We start from the raw sequence: 17,419 nt of genomic DNA on the forward strand, positions 1-17,419 counted from the left end.
CTAGCCCTTCCGTTCGGTCATAAGTTGTGCAGGGGCCACGTTGGCAAATGCCCGGCGTGCCCGATGAAGGCGGACGGCGGCGGCAGAGGGGGAACACCCGAGTGTCTGGGCCAGTTCGGCGGTGGTCAGACCGTCCCAGTAGGTGAGCATAAGAACCTCCCGGTCCCGCTCGTTGAGCCGCAGCAGGACATCGGCCACGGCGGCCTGCTCTTCATCGTTGGAGCCAGGAGCCTGGCTGCGGGCCTGGTCCTGCAGGCGATCGATGAGTTCGAGGCGACGACGGCGGCCCTTGTACTCATTGCTGAGCACCTTCCGGGCAGTCGCGAGCAGCCAGCCTATGCCTGGCGGTTCCGCCAGCTGCTTCTCCCAGGCGATCCTGAAGACGTCCGCCGCCAGTTCCTCGGCGCGGGGCAGGTCGTTGATGCGGTAGGCAATGTAGCGGTACACGCGCGTGAAATGCTGAGTGTGCAGGTCAATAAAGTCATGTTCACTGGCTGCCAACATGGTGTTCCCCCCGGCATCGGATGACATAGGTTCTTAACCAATAAGTGTCCAGTGCAGCCCTGTTTCTTACACCCGGGCAAAGATATTTTTCGCCCGGACCGGGAAACGGGGGTGTAAACCCGGCTGTCAGCCCAGCGCCCGGGGGTGGGCGGCGGCATAGATTTCGCGCAGCGTATCAGCGGTGACCAGCGTGTAGACCTGCGTGGTGGTCACGGATGCATGGCCCAGGAGTTCCTGGACCACGCGGACGTCCGCACCGCCTTCCAGCAGGTGGGTGGCGAAGGAGTGCCGCAGCGTGTGGGGCGAAACAGCCTTGCTGATGTTGGCCTTGTCCGCTGCGGCCTTAAGGATGGTCCACGCGCTCTGGCGGCTGATCCTTCCGCCCCGGGCATTCAGGAAAAGCGCCGGGGTGCCCTTGCCCTTCGCTGCCAGCAGCGGACGGCCACGCACCAGGTAAGCGTCGAGGGCCCTCGCCCCGTAAGACCCCAGCGGCACCAGCCGCTCCTTGGATCCCTTCCCGAAAAGGCGGACGATGGCGGGGCCGGCCTCGGCCTCCTGCAGCGAGATGTCGTCGACGTCCAGACCCACTGCCTCGCTGATCCGTGCCCCTGTGGAGTACAGGAATTCCAACAGGGCACGGTCACGCAGGCCTGTCGCCGTGTCCGTGGCGGCAGCTTCGAGGATTCGGGTTACTTCGTCCACGCTGATTGCCTTGGGCAGCCTCTTGCCGGGCATGGGCGGATGGACGTCGCTGGCCGGGTCCGTGGTTGTCAGTCCTTCGAGGGCCCAGAACTTGTGCAGTCCGCGGACCGCCACCACCGTCCTGGCCGCCGACCTCACACCCAAGGCCGTGCCGCCGTCGGAACCGTCGGAGAGGGCCTGGACGTACCCGGTCACGTGATGCCGGGTAATCTGGTCCGGGCGCCGGCAGCCGGCCGTCGCCAGGTAGCGGGAGTACCGCATGAGGTCCCGGCGGTAGGCGGAGAGCGTGTTAAGTGCCAATCCCCGTTCGACGCCCATGTGCTGCAGATATTCGGTGATGGCGCGATCTATGGCAGTCAGGGGCCGGGGCTGCGCCGTGGCAGGTTCCGCAGCGGCCGGTGTTGCGGCCGGCGCTTCAGCGGGTGGGCTGGTTTCCGCAGACGTGCTCACCGGCGTCAACGCTGGCTGGGGTGGGCGGGCCAGGGTGCGTCTGCGGGGCGCAGTCCGGCAAAGCCGTCCGCCCTCGCTGCGGCGGCCGCAAGGATTCCGACGACGGCGGACGGGTTGTGCAGCCGGCCTTGCAGGACTGCGGCCACAGCTTCGTCCAGGGCTATCCAGTGGAGTTCGATCTCTGCTTCCTCATCCGTCCGCTCGTGGCGGTCATGATGCGGTACGTCGCTGACGTCACGGGCAAGGTAGATCCTGATGGCCTCGCTGGAGGAACCGGGCGAATTGAAGAAATCGGCCAGGACGTTCCAGGTCCCGGCCGCCAGGTCCGCCTCCTCGGCAAGCTCCCGGGCAGCGCCGGCCACAAAATCCTCGCCCTGCACATCCAGCAGGCCCGCGGGGATCTCCCAGAGGTCCATGCCGACAGGATGCCGGTATTGCTTGAGCAGAAGGATCTCGCCGGCGTCGTTCATCGGCAGGACAGCCACAGCACCGGGATGATCGATGTAATCACGGGTCAGGGCGTCGCCGGTCTCGTTCAGCTGGAAGCTGTCGCTGACCACATCCCAGATCCGGCCTTCGTAGACCTTCTCGGTGGACAAAAGACGGCGAGGGCTCGGTGCATCCGAAACCTGCCGTGCAGCATGGGTGGTTTCAGACTTACCGGGCATCGCGCCGTCCTTTGGTGGTTCGTAACTACTTAGCGGCAACCGTACGCGACGGCCCGGCTGCAGGCGCTTCAGTGTCCGGCGCGGCGTCCGGCGCGGCGGCAGCGGAGAAGTCCGGCCCTTTTTGATGTGCCAGCGCCGCCTTGACCAGGCCTGAGAAGAGCGGATGCGGCCGGGTGGGGCGCGAGCTCAGCTCGGGGTGGGCCTGGGTTGCCACGTAGTACGGGTGGACCTCCCGGGGAAGCTCGACGTATTCCACGAGCTTGCCGTCCGGCGACGTTCCCGAGAAGACCAGACCCTTGGCTGCAATCTGCTCGCGGTACTTGTTGTTGACTTCGTAGCGGTGACGGTGGCGTTCGCTGACAGTGGTCTTTCCGTAAGTCTCTGCGATCACCGAGCCGGCGTCGAGCTTGGCCTCGTACAGGCCCAGGCGCATGGTGCCGCCCAGATCGCCCTTGCCCTCAACGATGTCCAGCTGCTCCTCCATGGTGGCAATCACCGGGTACTTGGAGTCAGGTTCGAACTCGCTGGAGGAGGCGCCTTCCAGGCCAACCACGTTCCTGGCGTATTCGATCACCATGCACTGGAGTCCCAGGCACAGGCCCAGGACGGGGAGTTTGGTTTCGCGCGCGAACTTGAGCGCGCCGAGTTTCCCTTCGAGCCCGCGGATTCCGAAGCCGCCCGGGACGCAGATGGCGTCCACGCCCCCCAGGGAGTCAACGGCCCCCTCGTGGGTTTCGCACTCATCCGACGGCACCCAGCGGATCTTGACCTTGGTGTCGTTGGCAAAGCCCCCGGCCCGCAACGCTTCGGTCACGGAGAGGTAGGCGTCCGGAAGGTCGATGTACTTGCCCACCAGAGCGATTTCGACGTGGTGCTTGGGGTTGTGGACTGCTTCGAGGAGCTTGTCCCAGCTGGTCCAGTCAACGTCCTTGAACGGGAGATCCAAGGCACGGACGATGTAGGAATCCAGGCCCTGGGAATGAAGGGTCTTGGGGATGTCGTAGATGCTGGGCGCGTCGGCGGCGTTCACCACGGCGTCGACGTCAACGTCGCACATGCGGCCGATCTTTTCGCGCATGGCGTCGGGGACTTCACGGTCCGAGCGGATCACGATGGCTTCCGGCTGGATGCCGATGGAGCGCAGGGCGGCCACGGAGTGCTGAGTCGGCTTGGTCTTCAGCTCCTGTGAGGGCCCGATGTACGGCACCAGCGAGACGTGGAGGAAGAAGACGTTGCCGCGGCCTATGTCCTGGCGGACCTGGCGTGCCGATTCGAGGAACGGCTGGGACTCGATGTCGCCTACAGTGCCGCCAATCTCGGTGATGATGACGTCCGGCGCATTCTTGACCTCGGCGGGGAGCCGCATCCGGCGCTTGATTTCATCCGTGATGTGCGGAATTACCTGGACGGTGTCGCCGAGGTATTCGCCGCGGCGTTCCTTAGCGATGACGGTGGAATAGATTTGGCCGGTGGTCACATTCGCCGATCCCTCGAGGTTCTCGTCGAGGAAGCGCTCGTAGTGTCCGATGTCCAGGTCCGTCTCGGCGCCGTCGTCAGTGACGAAGACTTCACCGTGCTGGAAGGGGTTCATCGTGCCCGGATCCACGTTCAGGTACGGATCGAGCTTCTGCATAGTTACAGACAAACCGCGTGCCCGCAGGAGGTGACCGAGGCTCGAAGCCGTCAGTCCCTTACCGAGCGAGGACGCTACACCACCTGTGACGAAGATGTGTTTGGTCGTCTTGGACGAGCCCGGGAACCGGGAATTTACACGGGAATTTGATCGCTGCACCACGGAATTCGAGCCTATCATCAAATGAGCCTTCCACGGATCGGGAAACTGTTCCCCAAATGATCCAGTGTGCAGGGAGGACGGCCATAGGATCAAGGGGTGACCATGCATCCGGAACCGCAAAACCCGTCAGCACGCCTGCCCCGGGGCACCCACGAAGGGAAGTCCCCGGTCTTCCGGTCGCTGGCGCTCGAGTCCATTCCGGTGCCGGAGTACGCCGATGTGATTGTCCTCCCAGTCCTCCCTGCCGGACAGCAGGAATGCCCGGTGGACCCAACGGTCTGGGCCGAAACGATTTTCTCACTGAAGTCCATGCCGGGCTGGGTGACGGCCCTGCTGGGGTTGCGGCAGGCAGTTGTCGGGCTGGTCGGCATTCACAGGGCTCCTGCCGGTGTCTTCGCCGTCTCGAAAGTCCGCGGCGAGGAAGCCCTGATCAGCGCCGACGATACGCACCTGGATTTCCGCTGCGGAGTGGCGTACGACGCCGGTGCCCGGCTCCTCCGGGTCACCACCACCGTACGGCTGAAGGGCTGGAGGGGGCGGCTGTATTTCGGTCCCGTCCGGCTGCTGCACCCGCTGGTGGTGCACGCCATGATGGCACGCGCCATCCGCCGCCTGACGGCTGGCGCCTAAGCCCCAGGCCTGAAGGAAGAGAGCCGTCAGGCCCTCTGCGGCAGCAGCTTTGCGTCGTCGAGCAGTTCCTGCGCATGGGCCTGCGCCGATTCGGAATCCTCCTGGCCGGCCAGCATCCGGGCGAGTTCCCGGACCCTCTCGGGGCCGTCGAGGAGCCGCACGTCGCTGGAGGTGAATCCGGTGGCGGTCCCGCCGTCAGTCCCCCTGACCGATGTTTTGGTGACCGTGATGTGCTGGTCCGCGAAGGCGGCCACCTGCGGAAGGTGGGTGACCACCAGGACCTGCACGTGCTGCGCCAGCATGGCCAGCCGGCGGCCGATCTCGACGGCGGCCCGGCCGCCCACGCCGGCGTCCACTTCGTCGAACACAAAGGTGGGCACCGGATCCACTGCGGCGAGCACCACTTCGATGGCCAGCATCACACGGGACAGTTCACCGCCTGAGGCGCCTTTGCCCAGCGGACGGGCCGGAGCGCCGGCGTGCGGCTGGAGCAGGAAAGAGATCTCGTCCGCGCCATGCGGCATGAGCTGGGCGCCCGCCTCCAAGGTGATCACCAGGGTGGCGTCCGCCATGGCCAGGGCCTTCAGCTCCGCGCTGACGCGCGCCGACAGGTCCTTGGCGGCCTTGCCCCTGATCTTGCTGATGGTGGCGGCCTGTTTCATCAGCTCGGCCTCGGTCCGGGCAACTTCCGCGTCCAGCGCCTCGATCCGGGTGGAGTCGTCCTGCAGTTCATCGAACCGGACGCGCGCGTTCTCTGCCCAGACCAGGACCTCGTCGATGCTGGGGGCATATTTGCGGACCAGCTTGGCCAAGGCAGCCCGCCGGTCCTCGATCTCAGCGAGCCTCTCCGGCCCCTCTGAATCCAGCCCCGCCTGGTAGCTCGCCAGTTCCGTGGCGACATCGTTCAGCAGGAAGCCCACCTCCGCCAAGCGGGCGGCTGCCGCTCCGAGTTCGGCGTCGTGCTCCGCCACATGCTCCAGGGTCCGTTTGGCCACGTCCACCAGCGTGGTGGCGTCCCCCTCGTCAGCGAAATCCTCGGCGATGAGCGCCTGGTGCGCGGTGTTTGCCGCAATCCTCAGTTCTTCCACGTTGGCCAGTTTCACGGCCTCGGCCTTGAGTGACTCGTCCTCCCCCGGCTGCGGATCCACCCCATCGATCTCTGCCAGTGCGATCTCCAGCGACTCTGCTTCACGGAGCCTGTCGCGGGCGGCATTGCGCAGGGTGTCCAGCTCGGCTTGGATTGACTTCCAATGGCTGTACAGGGCCTGGTAGGTGCCCAGAGGAGCAGTGAGGGCGTCACCGGCAAACTTGTCCAGGGCACCCCGCTGGGCGATGGCACCCTTCAGCCGGATCTGGTCCGACTGGCCATGGACCACCACAAGGGTTTCGCCGATCTCCGCAAGGACACCCACGGGAGCGGCGCGCCCCCCAAGGAACGCACGGCTGCGGCCGTCCGCGCCCAGGCGCCGGGCGAGGATAAGTTCAGCGCCGCCGTCGAACTCCTCCACATCAGCGCCGGCATCCAGCGCACGCGCAACAGCCGGATGGCCGGATTCCAGTTTGAGGACAGCCTCCGCCGTGGCGCTCTTGGCGCCAGTCCGGACCGCGCCGGCGTCGGACCTGGCGCCGAGCAGGAGTCCGACGGCGGTGACCACCATCGTTTTTCCTGCGCCGGTTTCGCCGGTCACCACGCTAAGCCCGGCGCCCAGCGGCAGAGTGGCGTCAGCGATGACACCCAGATCGCGGATTCTCAGTTCTTCAAGCATGATTCACTTTGCGGTTGACGGATCGGATTCTTCATCAGGCCTGTCCCCGTGGGAGACCTGGAGAGGCGGCATGGGCCGGGGCGTCCTGACGATCGGGATGGGCCCTGTGTGGATCGCTTCCGCCTGGGGAACGGGGCCCCGCCAACCGTGGATGGGGAGCTCGAACTTGCGGACCAACCTGGCGGAAAAGGGCGTCTGGTGGGTTCGTGCCAAACGGACCGGTGTGGCGGACTTTGTCACTTCCACGCGGGAGCCCGGCGGCAGGTCCACCGAGCGCCGGCCGTCGCACCACAGCACACCCTGGGCATCGGTCCGGTTGAGGACCTCCACGGCCAGCCGCGACCGCGGGGACACCACCAGGGGTTTGGCGAAGAGCGCGTGGGCGCTGATGGGGACGATAACCAGTGCTTCGACCTCAGGCCAGACCACCGGCCCGCCCGCCGAGAATGCATAGGCAGTGGAGCCGGTGGGGGTCGCAAGCACCACGCCGTCACAGCCAAACGAGGTCAGCGGGCGCTCATCCACTTCCGTGACAACCTCGAGCATCCGTTCGCGGTTGCCTTTTTCGATCGCAGCCTCGTTCAGGGCCCAGGTGTGCCAGATCTTCTGGCCCCGGACCCAGACCTGGACGTCGATGGTCATGCGTTCTTCCACCGTGTAGTCGCGGCGTGCAATCCATTCGACGGTCTGCGCAAGGTCGGCCCGCTCGCTCTCGGCGAGGAAGCCCACATGGCCGAGGTTGACGCCCAACAGGGGCACGTCCACATCCCGCACCAGCTCTGCCGCACGCAGGATGGTGCCGTCGCCGCCCAGGACCATGACCAGTTCAACGTCAGGCAACTGCACATGATCGTGCAGGATTTCCACGGGCTGGGCCAGGTGTCCGAAGAAGCGTTCCATGTCACCGTGTTCGGACTCCTGCATCACCGGCACAATTCCCGAGGCTTGCAGCTGGGCACAGGCTTCCCAGGCGGCCTTCAGTGACTCCTCGCGGCCAGTGTGGGCAAGGACCAATACTCGCCTGCTCATCGGGTTCCGCTTTCTAGTGGTTCGGCCAGATACGTCCAAGCAACCCAGCAATGGCTGCGTCTCGCTCTTCGATCTTAGGCAAGTCTTGGGTGATCCTGCGCTTTATCCACAGGAAGTATTCGACGTTTCCGTCCTGGCCCGGCAACGGACTCGCCGCCAGGCCGCATAAGTCGAGTCCGGCGTCGAGGGCCGCATTGGCGACTTTCTCCACCGCCATCCGGCGTTCGCGCTCCGAATTCACCACCCCGGTGCGGCCGAGGCGGTCCTTACCGATCTCGAACTGGGGCTTCACCATCAGCACCAGGTCCCCACCCGGCTCGGTGCACAGGGCCAGCGGCAGGACCACCAGTGTCAGCGAAATGAAGGAGAGATCGGCGACGGTCAGCGTTGCCTGTCCGCCGATGTCTTCCGGGGACATGTAGCGTACGTTGAGTCCCTCGTGTACTGCCACGCGGGGTTCGCTTCTGAGCTGGGGCACCAGTTGTCCGTGCCCGACGTCGACAGCCACCACGTGTGCCGCGCCGCGCCTCAGGAGCACCTCGGTGAAGCCGCCGGTGGACGCTCCGGCGTCAAGGCACCTCTTGCCCTCAACCGTGATCGCGGGAAAGGCGTCCAGCGCGCCGGCAAGTTTGTGGCCGGCCCGGCTCACGTAGCTGTCCTGCTCGCTTTGCTGCACCGCCAGTTCCCTGCCATCCGGTACCTGGAGCGACGCCTTGGACAGCAGCTGCCCAGCGGAGCTCACCCGGCCTTCGGCGATCAGCGCGGCGGCATGGGTGCGCGACCTTGCCAGACCGCGGGCAACGAGTGCCTGGTCGAGTCGTGCCATGGTCAGGCTCCACCGTTCCCGGACGGGGCGTCCTCATTCAACGATTCGAGCAGGGCATCATGAAGTTCACCGTAGACGGCCTCGTGCTCTGCCACCGGCATGGTCCTGAGACCATCCAGCGTGGCCACGATGGCCTCCACGGACGCATCCCCGATGTCGTCCGCCGGTGTTTCTGGCCATTCCGGAGTCGGCTGGGCTGCTTCATGCTCTTCGTTCAGCTCAGTCATGGCACCAGTCTAATGACCCAGCCACTCGAGCCTCGGCGCACGGGCCTCTGCGGTTTCCGGGGTGGCCGCCCACCAGGCGGCGAACGCGGCCCGCCAGGAGTCCAGGTCGTCCACGTGGCCATGGACGCTGACGGTATCCCCACTGACCACGGCGCTGGCGGCGCCGCAGCGGTAGACGCCGTCGGTATGGTCAACTGCAGGGTACGGGCGGTGAAGGTCGGTGAGCGAGCCAATCACATAGTTGGGCCGTTCGGCCGTGCGCGCGGCCAGGATGGTTTCCCTCGTGTCGACGCCGGTCAAGACAGCCACTGTCGCGAAGCCGGCGTTGTTGCCGCCCAGGATGTCGGTGTCCAGCCGATCGCCCACCACCAGTGGGCGCTCGGCGGCAAGGCGCTTGGCGGCAGCATGGAACAGCGGAGCCTCAGGCTTTCCGGCAACCCGCGGTGTCCGGCCGGTGGCTGCCGCGACGGCGGCCACCAGGGTGCCGTTACCGGGAGCGATGCCGCGTGCCTGCGGAATGGACATGTCCGTATTCGTGGCCACCCAGAGTGCTCCGGCCGCAACAACGTAGGAGGCCTCGGCAAGGTCCTTCCAGCCGATACCCGGATTGAAACCCTGGACCACAGCCACCGGATCCTCGTCCTGGCTTCGGACCGGAGTAAGGCCCACCAGTTCAATCTCCTGGGCCAGTGCCGGGCTGCCAGTGATCATGACACGGGAGCCGGGGGGCAGCAGCGAAGCGAGCAACTCCGCCGCGGCCTGCGACGAACTGACCACCTGACGGTCTTCGGCTGGTGCGCCCAGCTCCCGGAGATGGGCAGCAACCTGCGCCGGAGTACGGGAGGCATTGTTGGTGACATATCCCAGGCCCACGCCCAGCCCAGCCAGTTGCTGAAGGGAATCCACGGCCCCAGGAATTGCGTGCGGGCCGGCATAGACCACCCCGTCCAGGTCCGCCAGCAGGGCGTCAAACAGCGAAATCAGAGGAACGGCAGCCATGAGGAACTAGTCTTCCCGGGTCTCGGAGTGATCCCCTGCGGCCGGGTCTTCGCTGTGTGAACCCTCGCCGGAGTCCGACTCCCCGGCTTCCGATATGTTAACTTCCGTTTCATCAACTTCGATTTCGTCGGCTTCCACGGAGTCCTCATCCGACTCTGCGTCGTCCGACTCAAAGTAGTCGGATTCCGCATCATCAATGGCTGCGTCCACGCTTCCGCTGGGCTCCGGAGCTGTGCCTTGTGCGGCAGCTTCGGTGCTGACGGCCGCCGCGGTGGGAGTGTTTGATTCAGTGCCTCCGGCGGCCCGGTCGAGAAGACGGCGGCGCTGCGCTTCCTCGCGGGCTTCCTCTTCCTCATCCCAGCCCAGGTCGACGATGTCCGGTTCTTCGTCCACACCCAGGCCCAAAGCGTTTTCAGCCACCACGGCCTGCTTCTGCCACTTGGCTGCTTCAGCCTCACGCCCTACTGCAGAGAGGGCATTGGCATAGGCACGGAAAAGCCTGGGGCTGTAAGAAAAGGCCCGGTTGATGTCCAGCTGCGTGATTTCCAGTTCTGCCACGGCCGCGTCCAACTGGCCAAGGTCGGTGCGTGCTCCGGCCGCCACAATGGCCAGCTCGGCCTTGCCCGGTGCATCCAGGTCCTTGGCTTCCTCGGAGCGCACTACGTCAAGGGCGCGGTCCGGCCGGCCGAGGCCGCGTTCGCAGTCCGCCATCACTGGCAAGTGGACGTTTGAGCCGCTGATCCGGCGGTATGTCCGGAATTCCCTCAGTGCTTCGCCGTAATGTCCTGCGGCATAGGCTGTCAGGCCCACCGCTTCGCGGACTGCGGCAAGCCTGCCGCCTCGCCGGCTGGCAGCAAGGGCATGCTGGAAGGCAAGCTCCGGCTCGTCGTCGATCAGCCGGCCGGCCATCACCAGGTGGCGGGCCACCCACTCGGCACTCTTGTCTTCGAGGGTCTTGATCTGGTGCTGCGTGGCGCGGTCAAGCTCCTTGCCCGTGACGTCTTCATCGATCTCAGGGGAGCGTTCGCGGTCAGGTCGGTTGGCGCTGCGGAGATCGCGGGCGTTCGGAACACGGGCCGGACGGTCTTCCGGACGGTCCCGGCCGAACTGGCGGGGACCGGAGTCGCCACGGTCGAAGCTCCGCGGTGCCCTGTCCTGGCGGTCGCCAAACGGCTTCCGGTTGCCGCCGCCGGAGAAGCTGCGGCGTTCGCTGTCACCTTCACGACGCGGACGATCACCATAAGGCTTGTTCTCCCGGTCGCCATAAGGCTTCCGCTCACCGCCGCTGTAGGGCTTCCGCTCACCGGAACCGCCACCGCTGTAGGGCTTCCGCTCACCGGAACCGAAACTGCGGCGTTCGCCGTCACCTTCACGACGCGGACGATCACCATAAGGCTTTTTCTCACGGTCACCGTAAGGAGGTTTACGGTCGCGGTCGCCGAAGGGAGGCTTACGGTCGCGGTCACCGAAGGGCTTGCGCTCACCACCGGCACCGCTGTAGGGCTTCCGCTCACCGGAACCGCCGCCGCTGTAGGGCTTCCGCTCACCGGAACCGAAACTGCGGCGTTCGCCGTCACCATCACGACGCGGACGATCACCATATGGCTTGTTCTCACGGTCACCGTAAGGAGGTTTACGGTCCGGGTCACCGAAAGGCTTCCGCTCACCACCGGCACCGCCGCCGCTGTAAGGCTTCCGCTCACCGGAACCCGGAGCGCGGCGTGGACCATCGGCGCTGTCGCGGTTCTCCTTCGAACGGAATCCTCGGGGTTCTCCGCCCGAGTTGTTCGTGCCGCGGAAAGGGCCGCGGTCTTTTCCGTCGCGGTTGCCGCCATTGTGCTCAGCCATGTGGGATTCCTCCTGTTGTGAGCCGACCACTGGCGCAATCGCAGCCGCTCGTATCCGTGTTTCGTTTTACTACGCAACCCGAAATCAAGCGCTTCGAAGTCCGTACATCTCAATCAATTCTAGGCGAGAGCCCCATCCACGAGGGACAGAGATGCCCATTGAGGCCGCAGTCGTGGGAATCTTCACACTCCAGGCCAAACGCTCTCTCACTTGCTGCACGTTTTGGGGTGACGCTCTCGCATTTGCTGCGGGGTTGGGACTGTCTGAATAACGGTGTGTGGGGTCCGGCCTGATCCGAAAGGAGATGGCCGTGTCAGATTCCACGACCGAGATGACAGGGGTGATGATCGATCCTGTGACGGGAGAGATCATCGATCAGAAGGAGCTTGCGGAGCGGTTGCTCGCGCAGGCCAAGGAACAGGGTGTGAGCCTGGTAGGCCCGGGTGGGCTGCTGAACCAGCTCACGAGGAATGTGCTGGAGACCGCGCTGGAAGCGGAGCTGACCGAGCACCTCGGGCACGAGCATGGCCAGAGACCGATCGCAGCCAACATGCGCAACGGCACCAGGTCAAAGACCGTGCTGACCGAGATCGGCCCGGTCGAGATCGAGGTGCCCCGGGATCGGGACGGCTCGTTCGAGCCGGTGATCGTGCCCAAACGGAAACGGCGTCTGGACGGAATCGACCAGATCGTGCTCTCGCTGTCCGCCCGGGGGCTGACCACGGGGGAAATCGCCGCGCACTTCGAAGAGGTCTACGGGGCCAAGGTCTCCAAAGACACCATCAGCCGCATCACGGAGAAGGTCGCCGGGGAACTGGCCCAATGGTCGGCCCGGCCTTTGGATCCGATCTACCCGGTGCTCTTCGTTGACGCGGTCGTGGTCAAGGTCCGTGACGGGCAGGTGCGCAACACCCCGTTCTATGTCGTCATGGGGGTCACCACAAGTGGTGAGCGGGAGATCCTGGGCATCTGGGCAGGCGACGGCGGCGAGGGTGCACGGTTCTGGCTGCAGGTCTTCTCCGAGCTGAAGAACCGGGGCGTTGAAGATGTGTTGATCGCCGTCTTTGACGGGCTCAAAGGCCTGCCGGAGGCGATCACGACCACGTGGGAGCGAACGGTGGTGCAGCAGTGCGTCGTGCACCTGATACGCAACAGCTTCCGCTACGCCGGACGCCAGCACCGCGACGGCATCGTCAAGGCGCTCAAGCCCGTCTACACGGCCCCGTCAGAGCAGGCGGCGAAGGACCGGTTCGCCGAGTTCACGGCCGAATGGGGCCAGCGATATCCGGCAATCGTGCGGCTCTGGGAGTCCTCCTGGGCTGAGTTCGTGCCATTCCTGGAGTACGACGTGGAGATCCGCCGGGTGATCTGCACAACGAACGCGATCGAGTCGATCAACGCCCGCTACAGAAGGGCTGTGAGGGCCCGCGGGCACTTTCCGAACGAGGCCGCGGCCCTGAAATGCCTGTATCTGGTCACCAGATCTCTTGATCCAACCGGCGGCGGCCGGGCACGCTGGGTAATGAGGTGGAAGCCTGCGCTGAACGCGTTCGCGATTACCTTCGCCGGTCGGTTCGAAAGAACCACTCACTAATGAAAACCGGCCGGACCCACACACCGTTTATCGGACAGTCCCGCGGGGTTTTGGGTGACGCTCTCGCATTTGCTGCGGGGTTTTGGGTGACGCTCTCGCATTTCTGGGTGCGACGGCGGTGCCGGGGTGTGGGGGCAAGGGGCCGGGCCGGTTTGCTGCAGGGTTTGGGGGAGGGTTGCCTGTTCTTCTGCAGGAACTGAGAGAGCGTTGCCTGTTCTTCTGCAGGAACTGAGAGAGCGTTGCCTGTTCTTCTGCAGGAACTGAGAGAGCGTTGCCTGTTCTTCTGCAGGAACTGAGAGAGCGTTGCGTGGTCTTCTGCAGGAACTGAGAGAGGGGTGCGTGGTCTTTTGCTGGAGGTGAGAGGGGGTTTGGGGTTTTTTAAATGGGTCAGGCCCCAACCTGTGGTTGGGGCCTGAGCCTTAATGTGTGTCCGGCGGTGACCTACTCTCCCACACCCTCCCGGGTGCAGTACCATCGGCGCTGTGGGTCTTAGCTTCCGGGTTCGGAATGGGACCGGGCGTTTCCCCCACGCTATGACCGCCGTAACCCTTGTACCCGGCACGCGCCCCGGTGTGGGGGTGGTGTGGGAAGTCTGGTTACAACCTGTCCCCGCAGCTTGTGTGGTGCGGGTGTGGTGTTGTTTATTCAGTTGTGTTCTCAAGCAACGGGTTTGTTGGTTGGGAACCACATAGTGGACGCAAGCAGTCTTGTTATCTTTTTACCGCCCCTGGGTGTAAACCCCTTTTGAATGGGTTTACAGGGGTGGTGTGTGGTGTAAGTTATCGGCCTATTAGTACCGGTCAGCTTCACGAGTCGTTAGTCCTCGCTTCCACATCCGGCCTATCAACCCAGTGGTCTGGCTGGGGGCCTCTCACACACAAGGTGTATGGAAATCTCATCTCGAAGCGAGCTTCCCGCTTAGATGCTTTCAGCGGTTATCCCATCCGAACGTAGCTAATCAGCGGTGCACTTGGCAGTACAACTGACACACCAGAGGTTCGTCCGTCCCGGTCCTCTCGTACTAAGGACAGCCCTTCTCAAATTTCCTGCGCGCGCAGCGGATAGGGACCGAACTGTCTCACGACGTTCTAAACCCAGCTCGCGTACCGCTTTAATGGGCGAACAGCCCAACCCTTGGGACCTACTCCAGCCCCAGGATGCGACGAGCCGACATCGAGGTGCCAAACCATGCCGTCGATATGGACTCTTGGGCAAGATCAGCCTGTTATCCCCGAGGTACCTTTTATCCGTTGAGCGACGGCCATTCCACAATGTACCGCCGGATCACTAGTCCCGACTTTCGTCCCTGCTCGAGATGTCTCTCTCACAGTCAAGCTCCCTTGTGCACTTACACTCGACACCTGATTGCCAACCAGGCTGAGGGAACCTTTGGGCGCCTCCGTTACTTTTTAGGAGGCAACCGCCCCAGTTAAACTACCCATCAGGCACTGTCCCTGACCCGGATTACGGGCCGAAGTTAGATGTCCAAAGTGACCAGAGTGGTATTTCAACGATGACTCCACCCGAACTGGCGTCCGGGCTTCAACGTCTCCCACCTATCCTACACAAGCCACTCCGAACACCAATACCAAACTATAGTAAAGGTCTCGGGGTCTTTCCGTCCTGCTGCGCGTAACGAGCATCTTTACTCGTACTGCAATTTCGCCGAGTTTATGGTTGAGACAGCGGGGAAGTCGTTACTCCATTCGTGCAGGTCGGAACTTACCCGACAAGGAATTTCGCTACCTTAGGATGGTTATAGTTACCACCGCCGTTTACTGGGGCTTGAATTCTCAGCTTCGCCGTGAGGCTAACCGGTCCTCTTAACCTTCCAGCACCGGGCAGGAGTCAGTCCGTATACATCGTCTTGCGACTTCGCACGGACCTGTGTTTTTAGTAAACAGTCGCTTCCCCCTGGTCTCTGCGGCCCCGATCCCCTCCCGGTCGCTAGTACCGTTCAAGGTTGGGGCCCCCCTTCTCCCGAAGTTACGGGGGCATTTTGCCGAGTTCCTTAACCATAATTCTCTCGATCGCCTTAGTATTCTCTACCTGATCACCTGTGTCGGTTTGGGGTACGGGCGGCTAAAACCTCGCGTCGATGCTTTTCTCGGCAGCATAGGATCACCAAATCCCCCCGTGAGGGGGTCCCATCAGATCTCAGGCATCATGAACAGCGGATTTGCCTACCGTTCGCCCTACATCCTTAGACCGGGACAACCATCGCCCGGCTTGGCTACCTTCCTGCGTCACACCTGTTAATACGCTTACCTCCCAGGATCAGGTCCCGCGCTCCACCAAAACCCTCACACCACAAGGGTGATCGGGCAGGTCTCGGGCAGTTAGTATCCCCTGTTCAGCATGGACGGTTTTTCGCCGGTACGGGAATATCAACCCGTTGTCCATCGACTACGCCTGTCGGCCTCGCCTTAGGTCCCGACTTACCCAGGGCAGATTAGCTTGACCCTGGAACCCTTGATCATTCGGCGGACGGGTTTCTCACCCGTCTTTCGCTACTCATGCCTGCATTCTCACTCGTGTAGGCTCCACCGCTGGTTTACACCGCGACTTCACTGCCCACACGACGCTCCCCTACCCATCCAGACGCCTGAACCACAAGGGCTTAGCAAATATCTGAATGCCACAACTTCGGCGGTGTACTTGAGCCCCGCTACATTGTCGGCGCGGAATCACTTGACCAGTGAGCTATTACGCACTCTTTTAAGGATGGCTGCTTCTAAGCCAACCTCCTGGTTGTCTTCGCAACTCCACATCCTTTCCCACTTAGCACACGCTTAGGGGCCTTAGTTGGTGGTCTGGGCTGTTTCCCTCTCGACTATGAAGCTTATCCCCCACAGTCTCACTGCTGCGCTCTCACTTACCGGCATTCGGAGTTTGGCTGACGTCAGTAACCTTGTAGGGCCCATTAGCCATCCAGTAGCTCTACCTCCGGTAAGAAACACGCAACGCTGCACCTAAATGCATTTCGGGGAGAACCAGCTATCACGAAGTTTGATTGGCCTTTCACCCCTACCCACAGCTCATCCCCTCCATTTTCAACTGAAGTGGGTTCGGTCCTCCACGACGTCTTACCGTCGCTTCAACCTGGCCATGGGTAGATCACTTCGCTTCGGGTCTAGATCACGCCACTGCAACGCCCTATTCAGACTCGCTTTCGCTACGGCTTCCCCACACGGGTTAACCTCGCGACGTAACACTAACTCGCAGGCTCATTCTTCAAAAGGCACGCCGTCACCAGAATCAGACTGGCTCCGACGGATTGTAAGCACACGGTTTCAGGTACTGTTTCACTCCCCTCCCGGGGTACTTTTCACCTTTCCCTCACGGTACTGGTCCGCTATCGGTCATTAGGGAGTATTTAGGCTTATCAGGTGGTCCTGACAGATTCGCACGGGATTTCTCGGGCCCCGTGCTACTTGGGATACTTCCCAGGCGGTACACAACATTTCGGTTACGGGGCTCACACCCTCTCTGGCCGGCCTTTCAAGACCGTTCACCTATGCCTGCACATCACACCTCACTGTCCCGGCAGAGACAGTACGGAAAGTCCCACAACCCCGACCATGCAACGCCCGCCGGCTATCACACATGGAACGGTTTAGCCTGATCCGCGTTCGCTCGCCACTACTGACGGAATCACTATTGTTTTCTCTTCCTGCGGGTACTGAGATGTTTCACTTCCCCGCGTTCCCTCCACGCACCCTATGTGTTCAGATGCGGGTCACCAGGCAGCTCGCGCCCCTGGCGGGGTTTCCCCATTCGGACACCCTGGGATCACAGTCCGGTTATCGACTCCCCCAGGCTTATCGCAGATTCCTACGTCCTTCTTCGGCTCCTAATGCCAAGGCATCCACCGTGTGCTCTTAAAAACTTGACCACAAAAGATCAATTACGCTAATTTTCGAGAGAACCACGAAAACCAACCACACCCAACAACACCACCCCCAAGGGGGCGACACCATCACGCGCAGCCAGATCCAGGTTCATATTCTTGGAAATTGCTTCTTATAAAAGATGCTCGCGTCCACTATGTAGTTCTCAAACAACAACCCCAAACCACACACCCCACACGAACCCCCACAACAGGGGACAAACCGTATGATCGGTGCAGCCAGGAAACCAGAAACAAACAAACACCAGGAAAAACAGCCCACAACCCGTAAGCTGCGAACCCCTCCCGGCCCTGTTGCCTCAGGACCCAACAGTGTGCCAAACACTACCCAGCAATCCGTACCAGCTCCGTTCCAAGACACCCCCAACCCCAAAGGGAAGAAAGCGTCCGTACTAACAACCGGTCCGTGCCACCAGGCACCTATTTGTTGATATTCCACCCATGAGCACCCGCCGCAGAACAATCGCCTGC

13 protein-coding genes and 2 rRNA genes are annotated in these 17,419 nt (G+C 62.9%); 3 read left to right on the forward strand and 12 right to left on the reverse strand.

Features of this window, described 5'->3' with window-relative positions; genetic code table 11:
* The 4 genes from QFZ30_RS12660 to QFZ30_RS12675 all read right to left on the reverse strand — a co-directional run bounded on the left by QFZ30_RS12660 (window position 1) and on the right by QFZ30_RS12675 (window position 4,137).
* A complete protein-coding gene (locus tag QFZ30_RS12660) occupies window positions 1-504 on the reverse strand; it encodes an RNA polymerase sigma factor (RefSeq protein ID WP_307076705.1) in 504 nt (167 codons plus the stop codon).
* A gap of 126 nt (window positions 505-630) precedes the next feature.
* On the reverse strand, window positions 631-1,656 hold the full coding sequence (gene xerD, locus QFZ30_RS12665; protein ID WP_373462841.1) for a site-specific tyrosine recombinase XerD: 1,026 nt from the start codon (window positions 1,654-1,656) through the stop codon (window positions 631-633).
* A 5-nt stretch (window positions 1,657-1,661) separates the two neighbouring features.
* A complete protein-coding gene (locus tag QFZ30_RS12670) occupies window positions 1,662-2,324 on the reverse strand; it encodes an NUDIX domain-containing protein (RefSeq protein ID WP_307076708.1) in 663 nt (220 codons plus the stop codon).
* 25 nt (window positions 2,325-2,349) lie between these two features.
* Window positions 2,350-4,137 carry a CTP synthase gene (locus tag QFZ30_RS12675; RefSeq protein WP_307076710.1) on the reverse strand — a complete coding sequence of 596 codons (1,788 nt, stop codon included), beginning with the start codon at window positions 4,135-4,137 and terminating at the stop codon, window positions 2,350-2,352.
* An 84-nt stretch (window positions 4,138-4,221) separates the two neighbouring features.
* Between QFZ30_RS12675 and QFZ30_RS12680 the strand changes: the two genes are divergently transcribed.
* Complete coding sequence (locus tag QFZ30_RS12680) at window positions 4,222-4,749, forward strand: DUF2867 domain-containing protein (protein WP_307080232.1); 528 nt, start codon at window positions 4,222-4,224, stop codon at window positions 4,747-4,749.
* Window positions 4,750-4,775: 26 nt separating this feature from the next.
* Here the strand turns inward: QFZ30_RS12680 and recN are convergent, their stop codons facing one another.
* The 6 genes from recN to QFZ30_RS12710 are packed head-to-tail and all read right to left on the reverse strand — an operon-like array spanning window position 4,776 to window position 10,523.
* Window positions 4,776-6,515, reverse strand: coding sequence for a DNA repair protein RecN (recN, locus tag QFZ30_RS12685; RefSeq protein ID WP_307076712.1), 1,740 nt, complete (start codon window positions 6,513-6,515; stop codon window positions 4,776-4,778).
* A 3-nt stretch (window positions 6,516-6,518) separates the two neighbouring features.
* Window positions 6,519-7,544: an NAD kinase gene (locus QFZ30_RS12690; protein WP_307076714.1), complete on the reverse strand. Its 1,026-nt coding sequence runs from the start codon at window positions 7,542-7,544 to the stop codon at window positions 6,519-6,521.
* Between the two features lie 13 nt (window positions 7,545-7,557).
* Complete coding sequence (locus tag QFZ30_RS12695) at window positions 7,558-8,370, reverse strand: TlyA family RNA methyltransferase (RefSeq protein WP_307076716.1); 813 nt, start codon at window positions 8,368-8,370, stop codon at window positions 7,558-7,560.
* A gap of 2 nt (window positions 8,371-8,372) precedes the next feature.
* Window positions 8,373-8,597 carry a hypothetical protein gene (locus QFZ30_RS12700; protein WP_307076718.1) on the reverse strand — a complete coding sequence of 75 codons (225 nt, stop codon included), beginning with the start codon at window positions 8,595-8,597 and terminating at the stop codon, window positions 8,373-8,375.
* Between the two features lie 9 nt (window positions 8,598-8,606).
* Complete coding sequence (locus QFZ30_RS12705) at window positions 8,607-9,596, reverse strand: HAD-IIA family hydrolase (protein WP_307076720.1); 990 nt, start codon at window positions 9,594-9,596, stop codon at window positions 8,607-8,609.
* Between the two features lie 6 nt (window positions 9,597-9,602).
* On the reverse strand, window positions 9,603-10,523 hold the full coding sequence (locus QFZ30_RS12710) for a hypothetical protein (RefSeq protein WP_307076722.1): 921 nt from the start codon (window positions 10,521-10,523) through the stop codon (window positions 9,603-9,605).
* Between QFZ30_RS12710 and QFZ30_RS12715 the strand changes: the two genes are divergently transcribed.
* Together QFZ30_RS12715 and QFZ30_RS12720 are read left to right on the forward strand one after the other, a co-directional pair.
* Window positions 10,458-11,465 (forward strand): hypothetical protein, encoded by a 1,008-nt coding sequence (locus QFZ30_RS12715; protein WP_307076724.1) that lies wholly within the window; start codon window positions 10,458-10,460, stop codon window positions 11,463-11,465. The two genes, QFZ30_RS12710 and QFZ30_RS12715, sit on opposite strands and share 66 nt — an antisense overlap.
* Window positions 11,466-11,787: 322 nt before the next feature.
* Window positions 11,788-13,038: an IS256 family transposase gene (locus QFZ30_RS12720; protein WP_307080234.1), complete on the forward strand. Its 1,251-nt coding sequence runs from the start codon at window positions 11,788-11,790 to the stop codon at window positions 13,036-13,038.
* Window positions 13,039-13,466: 428 nt separating this feature from the next.
* Here the strand turns inward: QFZ30_RS12720 and rrf are convergent.
* Both rrf and QFZ30_RS12730 read right to left on the reverse strand, forming a co-directional pair.
* Window positions 13,467-13,583 (reverse strand): 5S ribosomal RNA (gene rrf / locus QFZ30_RS12725).
* 224 nt (window positions 13,584-13,807) lie between these two features.
* Window positions 13,808-16,933 (reverse strand): 23S ribosomal RNA (locus QFZ30_RS12730).
* Window positions 16,934-17,419 lie beyond the last annotated feature (486 nt).

This window comes from Arthrobacter pascens (assembly GCF_030815585.1).
Lineage (GTDB): Bacteria > Actinomycetota > Actinomycetes > Actinomycetales > Micrococcaceae > Arthrobacter > Arthrobacter pascens_A.